Origin of the sequence: Ruegeria halocynthiae (assembly GCF_000743705.1) — a bacterium.
GTDB lineage: Bacteria > Pseudomonadota > Alphaproteobacteria > Rhodobacterales > Rhodobacteraceae > Ruegeria > Ruegeria halocynthiae_B.
Window position 1 is genome coordinate 784,747 of record NZ_JQEZ01000003.1, and the last position, 16,860, is coordinate 801,606.

A 16,860-nucleotide genomic window follows, 5' to 3' on the forward strand; every position below is an offset into this window, starting at 1 on the left:
AACAGGCAAGGAACGAGGGCGGATATGCTGGTAGTGATTTCCCCGGCCAAGCGGCTGGACTGGGCAGAACGGGACGTCGCGGTCACACAACCGGACTTTCAGGACGATGCGATCCGCCTGTCGAAAACCGCCCGGAACCTGACCCTTGGCGATCTGAAAAAGCTGATGGACCTCAGCGACGATCTGGCCCGGCTGAACCGCGACCGCTATCGCGCCTTTTCCGATGCCCCGGACACAGAGGCAACGCGCCCCGCCGCGCTGGCTTTTGCTGGCGACACCTATCAGGGGCTCGAAGCGGCCTCACTGGACGCTGACGAAATGACCTGGGCGCAGGATCACCTGCGCATTCTGTCCGGTCTGTATGGGGTTTTGCGCCCGCTGGACGCAATTCAACCCTATCGGTTGGAGATGGGCAGCAGGCTGAAAACCCGGCGCGGCAAGAACCTGTATGAATATTGGCGCGACCAGCTGAGCAAGGCGCTGAACGCGCAAGCGGGCGAAATCGGGTCGGATGTTCTGGTGAACTGCGCCAGTCAGGAATATTTCGGTGCCGTGGACCTCAAGGCGCTGAAATTGCGCGTGATCACGCCGGTCTTTATGGAAGACAAAGCAGGCACGCCCAAGATTGTCAGCTTTTTCGCCAAAAAAGCGCGCGGCGCGATGGCGCGTTATGTGATCCAGCACCGCCTGACCGACCCCAAGGGCCTGCTGGATTTCAATACCGGAGGCTACGCATACCGCGCCGACCTGTCGGAAGAGGACAAGCCCGTCTTTGTGCGCCCCTATCAGGCCTGATCCAGCATCGAGCGGTCATAGGCCACCAGTTCAACGGTGTTGCCTTCCGGATCTTCGGTAAAAATGCCACGCCACCCGATCCAGCCGAACTGTTCCACGCGATAGGGCTGACCGATCTTGTCGTACCAGCGCATTACCGCGTCCTGCTCCTCAAAAGGCAGTGAAAGAGCGATGTGATGCAGCGACGATCCGGCACCCGTTGCGGGTTTGCCCGCACCAGTCGGATGCAAGCCGGGCCGCGGCGCGGCGGTGTGATGAAACAGGGCCAGCACCTGCGTATGCCCGCCAAACCCTTCGGCGATGCGAAAGAAGGTGATGGCGCTGTTGTGGTCGCCGCTCAGGCGTTCCAACCCGATCACGGTTTCATAAAACGCCACCATTGCAGCCATATCGGTGCAGCGAATGGCGATCTCGCCCAATGCGCGCGGGTAAAAACCTCGGTCTGACATGGGGTTAACCTATTCGACCTCTGCTTTTTCGGCAATGACGGGCAGGACCTCATCAGGCTGATGATCCAGAATCATCTGGAGGATTTTCCGTTTTTGCAGCGGCTTGGTCAGATAGTGATCCAGCCCGGCCGACAGGATGCCCTGATCATCACCGGCCATGGCATGTGCGGTCAGCGCAATGATCGGCACGTGCCCATTTGTTTCAATCTCGCGCCGCCGGATTTCCGCCGTTGCTTGCTTGCCATCCATCTTGGGCATCGAAATATCCATGAAAATCAGGTCTGGGTCAAAGCTTTGGTGCCTGTCCACTGCCTCAAGCCCATTGCCCGCAAACTGTAGGTCAATGTTCAGATCCTTGACCATCTTTTGCAAGATCAGCTGATTGGTGCGGTTGTCCTCGGCCGCAAGCACGCGCATCTGCCGTTTGTTTTCGCCAGACTGCGCGGGCAAGGGGCACGGCGCGTGTGGCGTGATCTGCGGTGTGGCGGGCGGGCACCCAAGGGTGGTCAGGCGCGAATACAGCTCAGCCCGGGGGATCGGTTTTTGCAACACGCCGTCGATCAGGTGGCGGGCCGGGTTGGCGTGAATGACACCGGGATTTGCGGACATCACCACCACGGGCAGATCACCCCAGCCCCGGTCCTTCAGCGTGGTCGCCAGTTCCAGCCCATCCATGTCCGGCAAATCATGGTCGCACAGCAGCAAATCCACACTGGCGTCGACAGCGGCCAGCGCTTCCCGCCCCGAGGCGCAGACGGTGACCCGGGACCCCAGCCGTCCCAGCTGTTTCGACAAAATGGCACGGTTGACGGCCAAATCCTCGACCACGATTACATGGCGCAGGCGATCCGCCAGATCGGGCGGCGTGGGTTGCGGGCCTTCTGCAGTGGGCAGAGATATCCGGAATCCGAAACAAGACCCCTGCCCCGGATCGCTTTCGACCCAGACCGACCCGCCCATCAGCGTGATCAGCCGTTTGGTAATGGCCAGCCCCAGCCCTGTGCCTTCGAATTCGCGGTTTTTCTCATCCTCGATCTGATTGAACTCGCCAAAGATGTGCCCGACCTTGTCGGCATCGATGCCGATACCGGTATCTTCAATTGCAACGTGAATGTCACAGGTATTGGTGTCGGCGTTGGGCACCCCGGTAACACGGATCAGCACGTGCCCCTCGATGGTGAATTTGACCGCGTTGCCCACCAGATTGGTCAAGACCTGCCGAACGCGGCCGGGATCCCCCACAAACAGCGTCGGCAGGAACAGATCGTAATCCACCAGCAGCGACAGCCCCTTGTCCCGGACGCTGGGTTGCAGCAGCATCGCCACCTCAAGAATGCAGCGTTCGAAATCGAATTGTTCGGGGTGCAGGATCAGCTTGTCTGCCTCGATCTTGGAGTAATCCAACACGTCGTTGATAATCACCAGCAACGCTTCGCCGGAATTGCGGATGGTATTGAGATAGAGCCTTTGTTCGTCGCCCAAAGGCGTTTCCGACAGCAATTCCGTCATCCCGACGATACCATTCATCGGGGTTCTGATCTCATGGCTCATATTGGCCAGGAAGGCTGATTTTGCCCGGTTTGCCGCTTCGGCCCGTTCGCGGGCGGCTTTCAGTTCGACCTCATGCCGCACCGATGAGGTAATGTTCAATCCCAGGCTGACCACATCCCCGCCACTGCCGCGCTGGTCGATCAGTTTGAAATACTGACCGTTCCACAGCTTGATCACCACCGATTCCGGGTGCGGTTGCGCCCAGCGCGCCAGCATCCTGGCCGTCCAGTCAGCGGTAGATTCTGTACCGATATCAATCAGGCCCTCGGACATCAGAATGTCCAAAATACGCGAATAGGCAATGCCCGGCGCAACTTCACCCAGCCCGTCAAATACACTCAGATAAGACGCATTCGCACCGATCAGCCTGCTTTGGTCGTCGAAAAACGCAAACCCGTCCTGAATGGTCTGAATCGAATGCCACAAACGGCGCTCGGCTACTTCGATCTTGGCATTGGCCAGCGTCAGGTCGGATTTGACCTTTTCGTTTTCGCCGCGCACGGTTTCCACCTCGGCCTGCGTTTCGCCAATGCGTCTGGTCAGCGCCATGGCGTGCAGGCCCAGCTTGCGGTTGGCCGCCGACAACTCGGCCTGTTTCATGTCCAAAAGCCGCTCGGCCGCCAGCCGCGCACGCCGTTCCTGTGCCAGTTTTCCTGCAAGACTCATCTTTGGTGACCCTGAAGTAATCGGCGACCAGCATCCGGGCAGAGCGTGAAAAAGTGTTTAATCCGTTGCCTGCACGCTGGCACCCGTGTCAGACTTTTGCGCAAGCCCGAGGTCAGCCATGCCAAAAACCCTATGTTATCCAGCAGCTCTTGCCGTGGCACTATGGAGCCACTGCGCCGTGGCGGATTGCGCCTCTGACGCTCAGGTTGCGCGGTTTGTGCAGGATTATCTGCAAAACACCCCAACCCCAGCCCTGTCGGCAGGTGGAACGATCGAAGACGCGTTGTGCACGCAGGCCAAGATTGTGTCCGCGTTAGAGCCGCATCTGGGTCCCGTGGTCGGCTATAAGGCCGGTCTGACCAGCACGGCGGCGCAAGAACGGTTCAGCGCATCGGAACCGGTTCAGGGCGTTCTGTATCGCGACCTGATGCTGCCGGACGGGGCCACGGTCCCCTCAAACTGGGGCGCGCGCCCAGTGTTTGAGGCGGATTTGATCTTGGTGGTCGGCGACGCGGCGATCAATCAGGCCGCAACACCCGCTGAGGTGTTAGAGAACATCACCGCCATTCGCCCCTTTATCGAATTGCCCGACCTGACCTATGCCAAGGGCGAACCGATCACGCCCGTCACCCTGACCGCCATCGGGGTTGCGCCGAAACTTGGTGTATTAGGCTCTGAAATTCCGGTTGTGGATTCGACTGAGATGACACAGGCGCTGGCAGAGATGACCGTAACCCTCAGCGCCGGGGATGGCGAAGTGCTTGCGCGCGCTCCGGGTACAGCAGTTCTGGACCATCCGGCCAACGCGGCGCTTTGGCTGATCTCCAAAGGGATCGAATTCCAGCCCGGAGACCTGATTTCGGTCGGGTCTTTCGGACCGCTGGTGCCGCCCGCGAAAGGCAAAGGCGGGGCCTCGGTCACCTATGAGGGGTTGCCCAGCGATCCAACCGTCAGCGTGGTTTTCGATTGACCTAGCGCCGCCCCTCACGCAGCCAACCGCCCAGCAGAAAGCCACCGGCCAGCAGCAACACCAGCCACGGCGGCAGCAAGCCCGCCTGCGTTACATCGCGCGTCTCATAGGCATTGCGCGGGGTCAGGCCAATCCAGCCGCGCCCAGACGCCGGGCGACCGGGGCGCACATTGCGGATTGAGGGCAACCCATCTTCGACCCGAAGTATCCCGCCACGTTGCGCAGCCAGAACGGGGCGCAGCACGTCGCCAGTTGCGATCGTCCGTTCGAATTCCTTGGGGGCCGCCGGGCCCAACCCGATCACCGCCGATTGCTCCCCTTCCTGCAAGCGGTACAGACCAATCTCTGGCCCGAAATACTGCGCCTCAAACCGGCCGGGGCTGACCTCGGTCAACGTAATCTCAAGCGTTTCGCCGTTCGGGCGGGTGATGGTCACAGGACCAACCTCATCCTCGAGCGTTTGGCGAATGATGCGCATCACCTGACCGTTGGCCTCGGCCCACAGGGCCTCTTCCTCAAGCTCGGGCTCTTTCATCATCCAATGCGCCAACCGGCGCAACAGCTCCAACTGCGGGCCGCCGCCTTCAAAACCGCGGCTCCATAGCCAGGCGTGATCCGATGCCAGCAGCGCCACGCGCCCTTCGCCCACACGGTCAAGCACCAGCAAGGGCCGGTCATCCATGCCGGTCATCAGCACCTCGCCGGTGCGATGTTTGACGTCGATCTGGCGCAGCCATGCGCCCCAATCCTCGGAATCACCCAGATCCGTGGTCACGGGATGGCGATGGCCAAGATCGGTGACCATGGGGACAAAACGGTCCTCAATCACCCGCGCGGTGGGTTGCGCCGGAAGGATCGTCGCCAGAGGCGATCGGAAGATGCTGTCGGCGCTGGCGAAATCCGGCCCAGCGGCGATCAGAACCGCGCCGCCGTCGTTGATATAGTTGGTGACATTGTCCAGATAAATCGCAGGCAGGATGCCGCGCCGTTTGTAGCGGTCAAAGATGATCAGATCGAAATCGTTGATCTTTTCCAAAAACAGCTCACGCGTGGGGAAGGCGATCAGCGACAGTTCATCCACGGGCACGCCATCCTGCTTTTCCGGCGGGCGCAGAATGGTGAAATGCACCAGATCAACAGAACTGTCGGATTTCAGCAGATTGCGCCATGTCCGCCCGCCCGGGTGCGGCTCGCCCGAGACCAGCAGCACGCGCAGACGGTCGCGCACGCCGTTCATCTGAATCAGGGCGGTGTTGTTGCGATCGGTCAGCTCGCCCTCGGCCTGAGGGACGGTAAACTGGATCACGTTGCGGCCACCGTGGGGCAATGTGATCGGCAGTTCCACATCGACGCCGATGGGAATGGTGAAATGCTGCGCCTCCTGACCATCCACCGAAATATCAATTGGTGCGGTGGGTGCCCCGGCGGGCGCGGCCCCGCTGTCTTCGACGCGCAACGTCAGGGTGACCGGCTCGCCGATGATCGCAAAGGCCGGGGCATTGCGGACGATCAGGCGGCGATCCCAGTCGGGCGCACGCCCGGTTTGCAGCAGATGCATCGGCGCGGGCAGGTCTGGGGCCTGATCGACGTCATGCACGATACCGTCCGAGATCACCAGAATACCGGCCACACGCGCGCGCGGCTCTTCGGCCAGGGCGTCGGTCAGGGCGGCCATCACCCGTGTGCCTTCATCCCCGTCACCGTCACCTACGCGGACACGGCGCAGTTCTGTATTGTCGCGGGACTCGATCTCGACCGCCAGGCTTTCTGCTGCCTGCGCCGTCTGATCGGCCCGGTCCGAGAGGGTTTGACTGGCGCTTTCATCCTCGATCATCAGGACGATATCGGTCAGCGGCGCGCGGTCTTCGGCCTGATAGACTGGCCCCGCCAGTGCCGCGATCACAACCAAAGCCGCCAACCCGCGCAAGGCCCAGCCCGACAAGCCGCGCCACAGCGCCAGAACGACACCGGCAACTGCAATCGTGGCCACAAAGACCAGCACGGGCCACGGGATCAGTGGATCAAAGATTACGGTTCCTGTCATTGTCCCAACCTGTCCAGCAGAGCAGGCACATGGACCTGATCGGATTTATAGTTTCCGGTCAGCACATGCATCACCAGATTGACGCCAAAGCGATTGGCCAACTCGCGCTGACGTTCCCCGGCATAGCCGCGCCCGACCGGCAACAGCGCCTGACCATTGCGATCCACGGCCCAGGCCCCGGCCCAGTCGTTGCCGCCAATCACCACTGGCGTCACGTTGTCGTTGAGATTGCGAAAGGGCATGCCCTCGATCTGTTCGGCATCGGGCGGCGCGGCCTCGACCCAGACCTCGGTTCCGGCATACCGGCCTGGGAAATCCTGCAACAGGTAAAAGGCACGGGTCAGCACGTGGTCACGTGGAACAGGCTCTAACGAGGGGATATTCAAGGGGGCGGCCAGCTGTTGCAGCTTGCGCCCATTGGGGCTTGCGGCCCCGAACCGCGCCACATCCGCATCGCGTGTATCGAACAGGATCATCCCGCCCGACCGCAGATACGCGTTGAGCTTTGCGTATGCCTCAGCCGAAGGTTGCGGCTGATCCGGCGTGATCGGCCAGTAGAGCAGCGGGAAAAACGCCAGCTCATCACGTTCCAGATCCACACCGATGGGGTCGGACGGTTCAACCGATGTGCGAAAGAACAGCGTCTGCGCCAGCCCACGCATCCCCGCGCCCGCCACATCATCGACCTGCGCATCGCCGGTCAACACATGGGCCAGCACCAGCTCATTTGTGGCGTTCAGCGCAAATGCCGTATCCTCAGGGGTCTGGGCCTGTGCCTCGGGCACCAGCAGCATCGCGCCCAGCGCAACCGCCGCCACCTTGGCCAGACCAAGCCGCCCGGACAAAGCCAGCGAAGCGATCACGTCAACTGTCAGCAACACCAACGCAAGGCTGAGCAAAATCCCCCCTATGGGGGTTTCGCTATTCACCTCTTGCCCCTTGATCGGAACATCCGATGGCCAAACCACAGGGGCAATTACCGTATCTTCAGACAGAACATTCAGCGCCAGCTTTTGCTTGCCGCTTTCGTACAGCCCCGGTTGCAGGTCCGGCCCGATTTCACCAGAGATCAGGTCGACGCCGTCGACACCACCCAGATTTCCCGCATCGGACAAGGTGCCGAAACCATCCATGACCTGGATCGGCTCCCAAATGGTGCCTTGCAACTGGGATTCCTGACGTGATTTCGCAGCCGAGGCCACAGCCAGCCGATCCAGCATTTCGACAAACAGGCCCGACAGCGGCAGGCTGGACCATTCGGCATCCGCCGTGACATGGAACAGCACCACCTGCCCCAATCCCAGCGCCTTGCGTGTCACCAAGGGCGTGCCATCCGACAATGATGCAATCACCCGATCCGCCAGATTAGGGTCTGGTTGTGCCATGACCTGCGTGGTGACGGATACGTCGCTGGGCACCTGCAACCCGTAGAAGGGAGAGTTCTCGGGGAAAGGCGCAAGACCCTTGGCCTCGCCCCAGCTCATCGCGCCGCCGACCGAACGGCCGCCGCTGCGCAGGCGGACGGGCAGCAGGATATCTTCGGCATCGCGACCCAGATCGCTGGCAGCCATGCGCGGACCAGCGAACCGCAGCAGCAACCCGCCCTGTTCCACCCATTCGGCCAATGCGGCCTGTTCCGTATCAGACAGTTTCGCCACATCCGCCAGAACGATCGCATCCGGGTTTGCGGGCAGCACCTCGAGCAGCCCGCCATCAACGAAATCAGCCGTGGGGATCAAAACCTGTGTCAGATAATGCAGCGGCGAGAGCAGCTCTAACCCCTCGCGGTTCCGGATGCCCGCAATCAGCGCAATCTCACGCCGCCGCAGACTGTCATCTGTCAGGGTGACCGTGCCTGCGGATCGTTGCCCCTGAATCTCGAACCGGGTAATCCGACCCCGCAGTTCGGACGGCAGGGCCAATTCCACCTGCGCCAGCGTCTCGTCACTGTTGAAGGTCACGTTTGAAGACTGCAGAACCCGCATGACACCCGCCGGATCGCGGCCCTGCGCCAACAATGTCACGGTGTTTGCCGGGCCGGGTTCAGACCGCATCGCAGTCAGCTGCACGATTCCATCCTGATAGGTGGCAGGCTGCATGGCCAAAACCGGTGCCTGTGACCGATATACGGTCACGTCACCACGCGATTGCAACGCCCCCAATACCCGGTCGTGTCCGGCATAGCTGAGCTTGTCGCTGAACCAATGTGTGTCAAAACCACCTGCAAGCTGATCCAATGCGGCCAGCGCCTGATCAACCTGCGTTTCGGTGGGCTGCCACGGGGCTGGCATCAACCCCGGAAGACGCCCACGCCAGGCTTCGGCAGCCTGAAAAACGGGGGCCTCGGGTTCGGTCAGGCGCAGGATTGCCACGGTGCGACCGGCGCGCCCAGCCTCGGCCAATTGCGCGTCGACCTGTTCCAGCGTTGATGACCACCGGGTCGCCCCCGCCCAGCTGGCATCCAGCACCAGCAACAAAGGCCCCGACCCCGCCTGATCGCGCGAAGGGTTCAGAACCGGTCCGGCCAATCCGATGATGATCGCCGCCGCTGCCAGCATCCGCAGCAGTAACAGCCACCACGGGGTGCGATCCGAGACACTTTCGTCATCCCTGAGACCCAGCAGCAGCGTTACCGCCGGGAACAACCGCCGGATTGGCGCAGGCGGCACTGCGCGCAGGATCAGCCAGAGGATTGGCAGGGTCAGCAGACCCAACAACACCCAGGGCGCGGTAAAGCCGATGCCCGCCAGAACCGTCATGCCGTCCCCCCGTCCAGCGCCCGATAAAGCCACAGCAAAGCGGCCTGCGCGCTGTCGCCGGTATGGTGCAAACCCAATTGCCAGCCCGTCGCGCGGCACAGCTGTGTCAACGCATCCTTGCGTTTGGCAAGGCGGTCCAGATAGCGCTCGCGCAGATCTCCGGCCTTGAGGGTTTCATGCCGGACCGAGCCGCCGACACTTTCAAAGATGGTGCGCCCCCGGTAGGGGAAACTCTCCTCCCCCGGATCGAGAACCTGCAACAACACACCCCGCACGCCACGATCTGCGGCTTTGGTCAGGGCCAGTTCAACCTCGTCCAGCGGGCCGAGGAAATCGGAAATGAACACGGCGCGGGCGTGGGGTATCATCGCCCGGTGTTCGGGCGGGGCATAATCGGGTTCGGCGTCCTCGGACCACGCCTGCGCCAGCCGGATGATCTGTGCATTGCCGCGCCGGGGCGGCAGGGTGGTGCCGGTCAGGCCAACACGCTCGCCGCCGCGCACCAGCAGGATGGCCGTCGCCAGCCCCAACAGGCGCGCGTGATCAGCCTTGGACGGCAGGTTTTTGTCAGATGCAAAGCGCATCGACGCACCCTGATCGACCCACAGCATCACCGACTGTGCAATCTGCCATTCGCGTTCGCGCACGAATTGCTGATCCCCCCGGGCCGAGCGTCGGTGGTCGATCATCCGACGGCTGTCACCGATCTGCGCCGGGCGGTATTGCCAGAAATCATCGCCAAGACCCGAGCGTCGCCGCCCGTGATCGCCCAGCAGAACGGTTCCGGCCAGATGTTCGGCCCGCGCCAAAAGCGGCGGCAGCCGGGATGCCTCGGCCTCGGACCTTTCGCGAAGGGTCAGCGCGGCATTCACGCCGCAGCCTCGGTCCGGATCAACCCGGCGGCCGTCGATTCAATCAGATCAGCCAGATTGTCACCGCGCGCGCGCGCCGCAAAGTTCAGCGCCATCCGGTGGCTAAGCACCGGGCGGGCCATGTCCAGCACATCCTCGGCATTGGGGGCCAGCCGCCCTTGCAACATCGCCCGCGCGCGCACCGTCATCATCAATGCCTGCGCCGCACGGGGACCAGGGCCCCAGGCCACGGTTTCAGCCACACGTTCGGAAACGCCCGCCTCGTCTGGGCGGAAGGCGCGGACAAGATCAAGGATCAACTCGACAACCGACTCGCCCACCGGCATCCGCCGCAGCAGAACCTGTGCAGCCAGCAATTCCTCTTTGCTGAAAATCTGGTGCGCCTCATCTTCTTCAACACCCGTGGTCGCCAGCAGAATGTCCCGTTCGGTCTGCCTGTCAGGGTACTCCACGTCGATCTGTACCAGGAAACGGTCCAGCTGCGCCTCGGGCAGGGGATAGGTGCCCTCTTGCTCAATCGGGTTCTGCGTGGCCAGCACATGGAATGGCACACCCAACGAGCGATCTTCGCCCGCCACGGTCACGGTGCGTTCCTGCATCGCCTGCAACAGTGCCGATTGGGTTCGCGGGCTGGCGCGGTTGATCTCATCCGCCATCAGCAACTCGCAGAAAATCGGGCCAGGGATGAACCGGAAGTGGCGGCTGCCGTCATCCGCAGTATCCAACACTTCGGAGCCCAGAATATCAGCGGGCATCAGGTCAGGCGTGAACTGAATGCGGTTGCCATGCAGGCCCATCACGGTCGACAGCGTCTCGACCAGCCGTGTCTTGCCCAGCCCCGGCAAGCCGATCAGCAGGGCATGACCACCGCACAGCAGCGCGGCCAGGGTCAGGTCCACGACCCTATCCTGTCCGATAAAGCGGCGGGTGATCGAGGCCTTGGCCTCTTGCAGTTTGGTTTCCAGCGCTTCGATCTCGGACACGAGGTCGGCAGGTTCGGTCATGACTTTCCCTTCCGTGGACTGTTATGATTGAAGTGTATCGCGCTGAGAGGAAATGGCAAAAGCAATGAGCGGACAAAAACCTGTGACCCCTTCGCCTGACGGTCTGGCGACCTCGGTCAAAGCGGCCAAAACCAAGGGTTTACCCCCTGTACACCTGTGGAATCCTCCGTTTTGCGGCGATCTGAACATCAAGATCGCAAAAGATGGCACCTGGAGTTATTTAGGCTCGCCCATCAACAGGTTCGAGCTTGTGAAGCTTTTTTCCTCAATTCTTAAGAAAGAAGAGGGAAAATTTTTTCTGGTGACCCCGGTCGAAAAGGTGGGAATCACTGTCGAGGACGCGCCGTTTGTCGCCGTCGACTTCGATATCCAGGGCGAAGGCGACGCCCAAACCCTGACTTTCACGACCCATGTTGGCGACACGGCCATCGCCGGACCGGATCACCCGATCCGGATTGTCATCGACCCCGAAACAGATGAGCCGTCGCCCTATTTATTGGTTCGCGCAAACCTTGAGGCGCGCATAGACCGCAAGAGCTTCTATCGCCTCGTGGATATCGGTACGCATCATGACGATTGGTTCGGCGTCTGGTCCGGGCGCCAGTTCTTTCCGCTGATCCGTTCAAAGGATTTGCCGGGTTAAGCTGGTCGCGCCACCCTGCGATCCTGCGCCAAAACAACGGCCAATGCGACAATCCCCGCGCCCAGCGCGCGGGTCCAGTTCCATTCCTCGCCCAGAATCAACATGATCAGCATGACGTAGAAGGGCGCGATATTGATGTGGAACGACGCCAGCGCCACACCCAGTTTTCCAACCGAAGCGATAAAAAACACCTGACTCATCCCCAAAGAGATCAGCGCATAGATCGCCAGCATCCCGATCTGTTGCCCGTCAATTGAGGTTTGCGGCATCACGTCCATCCCGATCTGCGCCGCCGCAAAGATCAAAACCGCTGCCATGACGACACCCCCAACCAGCGTAATCGTGCTGCGCCCGACCTGGCTGAGTTCGGGGAAATCCCGCGCGGTGGCCATGCTGGCCCAGCAGAACAATCCGGTGGACACGATGGCACAAGCCGCCCCCAGCCCCAGTTGGGCTGGCGCAACCGCGCTGGTCGCGATCAGGCCGCCAACAACCGAGATCGCCAAGCCAAAGGCAAAGTTCCATTTCAATCGCCGGGTTCCTGCGGCCAGTTCCAGCAACGTCGCAAACAACGGCGCGCAGGACGCGATGATTGCCACGGTCACCGGGTCGGTCAGCTTTTGCGCCAGAATGATCAGGAACATCCCCGTTCCCAGCCCCAATCCCCCGACCCGCATCGCATGTCCCCAACGGGCGCGCATCACGCGCCCCGGCCCGTCGATCAGCACCCAGATCGGCACCAGAAACACCACCGCCAAGCCCATTCTGGCCGCAAACAGGGCAATCGGCGGCCAGCTTTGCAACAGAACCTCTGCCGCCGGGAATCCCGCCGCCCAGGTCAACATGGACGCGACTGCCAAACCATTGCCAGAAAAGGTAGAATTCCGCCCAGAAGACAAAGAAAGGGTGTTCCCGCGCACGGGGTCAGGGCTCATCGCCATTGTGTTCAGACCTTCTGTTGGTACGGCGATCCTGTAATGATTCGCCGCATTGTCCTGACCGTCTCTGATTCACAGGGCGTGATCTGGCCGATTTTCGACAAACTGTCGTTTTCAGTCCCTTTCACTGGAAACAACCGGCAGCTAACATCCGCCCACCTGTTATCCGAGGCCGGTCATGCCCAAATTTGCCGCGAATATTTCCCTGCTCTTTACCGAGCTGCCTTACCTTGATCGGTTCCAGGCCGCAGCCGAGGCTGGGTTCCAGGCCGTGGAAATCCTGTTCCCCTATGATCTGGCCGCCAAGGAAACCCGCCGCGCGTTGTTGGCAAACGGGTTGGAGCTGGTGTTGATCAACGCGCCACCGCCCAATTACACGGGCGGCGAGCCAGGATATGCCGCCGTTCCAGGCAGCGCGGCGCGGTTTCAGTCCGACATCCGCCGCGTCCTGCGCTATGCCGAGGTTCTGAAGCCGGGGCTGATACATATCATGTCGGGTTATTCCTCGGGGCCGGACGCGCTCGAGTGTTTTGTGCGCAACTTGCAATGGGCCGCCGAACTTGCCCCGCAGCAGAAGTTTACCATCGAACCGCTTAACCCCGTGTCACTGCCCGGGTATTTCCTGAATGACTACGATCTGGCGGTCGAGGTTCTGGATCGCGTGGGCTGCGCCAATCTTGGCCTGCAATACGACAGCTTTCACGCGCATATGATCCACGGCGACGCGCGCGCGGTCTGGGATCGCGTTCAACATCGGGTCACACATGCCCAGATCGGGGCCGCCCCCAACCGGTCCGAGCCGGGGTACGGCCCGACAGATTTCCCCGATCTGTTCGCAGCCATGGACGCCAGCGGCTATTCCGGCTGGGTCAGCGCCGAATACACCCCGTCAACACCACGCACGACGGATTCGCTGGGCTGGTTCACGCATTAGCATGCAGATCCGCTCTGGCATTTGCGCTGAAAATACTGCACATGCTGGGCATTGCGACCCCAAAGGATGCCCGGGATGATCTCTGCCCGCTTTGCCCATGCCCTGTTTGGTCTGATCATGTCCGGCCTGATGTCCTGCATCGTTACGGGCATTGCCACGGCCAAGGCCGTGGGATTTGGTCCCAACACATTCACCGACTGGATGGCGTCCTGGCTGTTTTGCTGGCCCATCGCGTTTACCGTGATCCTAGTCCTTGGACCTGCAGTGAAACGGTTGGTCGAACGCCTGGTCAGGCCGCAGGGCTGACCCGCTGCAAAGAGGGCCCGCCGGGCCTGATGAGCAGCGCGGCCCTTAGTGCGCCTCGGCCCAGTTGGCGCCCTGCCCGGCATCCACGCTCAGCTTCACGTCCAGCTTCACGGCAGGGTCTGATGCCCCTTCCATCACGTCGCGCGCCACGTCGATCACCTGATCCACCGCATCCTCGGCCACTTCGAACAGCAGTTCGTCGTGCACCTGCAACAGCATCTTCGCAGGCAGACCGTTGATCGCATCCGGCATCCGCACCATCGCGCGCCGGATCACATCCGCCGCTGTTCCCTGAATCGGCGCGTTGATCGCCGCGCGGCGCGAAAAGCCGGCATGCGGCCCCTTGGCGTTGATCTCGGGCGTGTGGATTTTGCGGCCAAACAGCGTCTGCACATAGCCATTTTCTTTGGCAAAAGCGACGGTGTCGTCCATATAGCGGCGAATGCCGGGGAACCGTTCGAAATAGCGGTCGATGAACCCCTGCGCCTCGGAGCGGGGAATGCGCAGGTTGCGCGCCAGACCAAAACCGGAAATGCCATAGATCACACCAAAGTTGATCGCCTTGGCCTGACGGCGAACATCTGGCGTCATCTCGTCCAGCGGCACGTCAAACATCTCGGACGCGGTCATCGCGTGAATGTCCAACCCATCGGAAAACGCCTGTTTCAGGGTCGAAATATCGGCAATATGCGCCAGAATGCGCAGCTCGATTTGGCTATAGTCGAGGCTGACCAGCACATTCCCCGGCTCGGCAATAAACGCCTCGCGAATGCGGCGGCCTTCTTCGGTGCGCACGGGGATGTTTTGCAGGTTCGGATCGGTCGAGGCCAGACGGCCAGTATTGGCACCAGTGATCGAATACGACGTATGCACCCGCCCCGTGTCAGGGTTGATATGGGTCTGCAACGCATCGGTATAGGTGGATTTCAGTTTCGACAGCTGCCGCCAGTCCAGCACCCGGCGCGGAAGCTCGTGTTCGGTGGCAAGGTCTTCCAGAATATCGGCCCCGGTCGAATACTTGCCGGTCTTGCCCTTCTTGCCGCCTTCCAGACCCATCTTGTCGAACAGGATCTCACCCAGTTGCGCGGGGGACCCGACGTTGAAACTCTCACCCGCCAGCTCGTGAATATCAGCCTCTAACCCGGCCATTTTTTGGGCAAAGGCGTTGGACATGCGCGACAGCACATCGCGGTCGACCTTGATGCCGTGCATCTCCATCTCGGCCAGAACCGGCACCAGCGGACGTTCCAAAGTCTCGTACACCGTCGTCACCTGCACCTGATGCAGCTGCGGTTTGAACAGCTTCCACAGACGCAGGGTGATATCTGCATCTTCGGCGGCATAGGCTGTGGCTTCATCAATTGGCACCTTGTCGAAGGTGATCGCCGATTTGCCCGAACCCAACAGCGGTTTGATCGGGATCGGCGTGTGGCTCAGGTAGCGCTCGGACAGCGTGTCCATGCCATGCCCATGCTCACCCCCATGCATTGCATAGGACATCAGCATCGTGTCGTCGATTGGCGCAACATCCACGCCGTAACGGGCAAATATCTTGGCGTCGTATTTCATGTTCTGCCCGATCTTCAGGATCGACGGGTCCTCGAACATGTGCTTTAGCAGGGTCAGCGCCTGATCCAGCGGCATTTGCCCCTCGGCCAGCGCGTCTGAGCCGAACAGGTCATCTGTGGCGCTTTCGCGGTGGATCAGCGGGATGTAACAAGCCTCGCCCGGCTCAATGCACAGTGAAATCCCGACCAGATCGGCAATCATCTCGTTCAACCCGGTGGTTTCGGTATCAACCGCCACCCAGCCGCGTTCATAGGCCTGATCGATCCATTTCTGCAAAGCCCCCGCATCCCGCACGCACTCGTATTTGGATGCGTCAAAGGGAATGGCCTCGGCTTCCGCCTCCACCACCGCGGGCGCATCCGCAACGACCGGAGCCTCGGCCCCCAGCTTGTCGGCGATCCGCTTGGTCAGCGTGCGGAACTCCATCTCGGCCAGAAAGCCCAGCAGAGCTTCGGGATCGGGGTCTTTCACCTCAAGATCGTCGAGAGTGAAATCCAGCGGCGTCTGCTCGTCCAGTTGCACCAGCTTTTTCGACAGCTCGATCTGGTCGCGTTTTTCAATCAGAGTCTGGCGGCGCTTGGGTTGCTTGATCTCTTCGGCGCGGTCCAGCAGGGATTCCAGATCACCATATTCGTTGATCAGCAAGGCGGCGGTTTTGATCCCGATGCCCGGCGCGCCCGGCACATTGTCGACGCTATCCCCGGCCAGCGCCTGCACATCGACCACCCGTTCCGGCCCGACGCCGAATTTCTCAATCACGCCATCGCGGTCGATGCGTTTGTTCTTCATCGCATCCAGCATTTCCACACCGTCGCCGACCAACTGCATCAGGTCCTTGTCGGAACTGACGATGGTCACGCGCCCGCCCGCCGCGCGCGCCTGAACGGCCAGCGTGGCGATGATGTCGTCGGCCTCATAGCCCTCAAGCTCTTTGCAGGCGATGTTGAAGGCTTTGGTCGCCTCACGGGTCAGGGGCATCTGCGGGCGCAGATCCTCGGGCATCGCCTCGCGGTTGGCCTTGTAGAGGTCGTACATATCATTGCGGAACGTGTGCGACCCCTTGTCGAAAATCACCGCCACATGGGTCGGCGCATCCGATCCGGCGCTGTCCTCGACATATTTCTGCAGCATGTTGCAAAACCCGGAAACCGCCCCGATCGGCAAGCCGTCCGATTTCCGCGTCAGCGGCGGCAGGGCGTGATAGGCCCGAAAAATAAAGGCCGATCCATCGATCAGATGCAGGTGACACCCTTTTCCGAACTCGCTCATGCGCCCTCTCCGTTCTGGTTGGAAACGGTTCTGCCACAGGGCCGCGCGGGTGACCAGTGAAGAAGGCGGCCTATCCGCGCAAACGGCCTGG

The 16,860-nt window shown here is 61.3% G+C and carries 13 protein-coding genes; 5 read left to right on the forward strand and 8 right to left on the reverse strand.

The window, feature by feature from the left end:
* The first annotated feature begins 24 nt into the window (after positions 1-24).
* Positions 25-795 carry a peroxide stress protein YaaA gene (yaaA, locus tag JT51_RS14480; RefSeq protein ID WP_037313841.1) on the forward strand — a complete coding sequence of 257 codons (771 nt, stop codon included), beginning with the start codon at positions 25-27 and terminating at the stop codon, positions 793-795.
* On the opposite strand, the gene JT51_RS14485 is transcribed toward yaaA, so the two are convergent.
* Positions 786-1,244, reverse strand: a complete 459-nt coding sequence (locus tag JT51_RS14485; RefSeq protein WP_037313843.1) for a VOC family protein — start codon at positions 1,242-1,244, stop codon at positions 786-788. The two genes, yaaA and JT51_RS14485, sit on opposite strands and share 10 nt — an antisense overlap.
* 9 nt (positions 1,245-1,253) lie before the next feature.
* Positions 1,254-3,461: a response regulator gene (locus JT51_RS14490; RefSeq protein WP_037313845.1), complete on the reverse strand. Its 2,208-nt coding sequence runs from the start codon at positions 3,459-3,461 to the stop codon at positions 1,254-1,256.
* A gap of 118 nt (positions 3,462-3,579) precedes the next feature.
* On the opposite strand from JT51_RS14490, the gene JT51_RS14495 reads away from it, so the two are divergent.
* Positions 3,580-4,431, forward strand: a complete 852-nt coding sequence (locus JT51_RS14495) for a 2-keto-4-pentenoate hydratase (protein WP_037313846.1) — start codon at positions 3,580-3,582, stop codon at positions 4,429-4,431.
* Between the two features lies 1 nt (position 4,432).
* On the opposite strand, the gene JT51_RS14500 is transcribed toward JT51_RS14495, so the two are convergent.
* The 4 genes from JT51_RS14500 to JT51_RS14515 are packed head-to-tail and all read right to left on the reverse strand — an operon-like array spanning position 4,433 to position 11,110.
* Entirely contained in the window at positions 4,433-6,475 is a 2,043-nt protein-coding gene (locus tag JT51_RS14500) for a membrane protein (protein WP_037313847.1), read from the reverse strand.
* Entirely contained in the window at positions 6,472-9,234 is a 2,763-nt protein-coding gene (locus tag JT51_RS14505) for a DUF4159 domain-containing protein (RefSeq protein WP_037313848.1), read from the reverse strand. The genes JT51_RS14500 and JT51_RS14505 overlap by 4 nt, the downstream gene beginning before the upstream one ends.
* Positions 9,231-10,106 carry a DUF58 domain-containing protein gene (locus JT51_RS14510; RefSeq protein ID WP_037313849.1) on the reverse strand — a complete coding sequence of 292 codons (876 nt, stop codon included), beginning with the start codon at positions 10,104-10,106 and terminating at the stop codon, positions 9,231-9,233. Before JT51_RS14510 ends, JT51_RS14505 begins: the two co-directional genes overlap by 4 nt.
* Positions 10,103-11,110, reverse strand: coding sequence for an AAA family ATPase (locus tag JT51_RS14515; protein ID WP_037313851.1), 1,008 nt, complete (start codon positions 11,108-11,110; stop codon positions 10,103-10,105). The genes JT51_RS14510 and JT51_RS14515 overlap by 4 nt, the downstream gene beginning before the upstream one ends.
* Positions 11,111-11,174: 64 nt before the next feature.
* Here JT51_RS14515 and JT51_RS14520 point away from each other — a divergent pair, with 64 nt between their 5' ends.
* Entirely contained in the window at positions 11,175-11,753 is a 579-nt protein-coding gene (locus JT51_RS14520) for a DUF1285 domain-containing protein (RefSeq protein WP_037313853.1), read from the forward strand.
* Here the strand turns inward: JT51_RS14520 and JT51_RS14525 are convergent.
* On the reverse strand, positions 11,750-12,598 hold the full coding sequence (locus tag JT51_RS14525) for a DMT family transporter (RefSeq protein ID WP_037313855.1): 849 nt from the start codon (positions 12,596-12,598) through the stop codon (positions 11,750-11,752). The two genes, JT51_RS14520 and JT51_RS14525, sit on opposite strands and share 4 nt — an antisense overlap.
* Positions 12,599-12,869: 271 nt before the next feature.
* On the opposite strand from JT51_RS14525, the gene JT51_RS14530 reads away from it, so the two are divergent.
* On the forward strand, positions 12,870-13,625 hold the full coding sequence (locus JT51_RS14530) for a hydroxypyruvate isomerase family protein (RefSeq protein ID WP_037313857.1): 756 nt from the start codon (positions 12,870-12,872) through the stop codon (positions 13,623-13,625).
* Between the two features lie 75 nt (positions 13,626-13,700).
* Positions 13,701-13,931: a DUF2798 domain-containing protein gene (locus JT51_RS14535; RefSeq protein ID WP_037314361.1), complete on the forward strand. Its 231-nt coding sequence runs from the start codon at positions 13,701-13,703 to the stop codon at positions 13,929-13,931.
* A 45-nt stretch (positions 13,932-13,976) separates the two neighbouring features.
* Here the strand turns inward: JT51_RS14535 and polA are convergent, their stop codons facing one another.
* Positions 13,977-16,769, reverse strand: a complete 2,793-nt coding sequence (gene polA / locus JT51_RS14540; protein WP_037313859.1) for a DNA polymerase I — start codon at positions 16,767-16,769, stop codon at positions 13,977-13,979.
* Positions 16,770-16,860 lie beyond the last annotated feature (91 nt).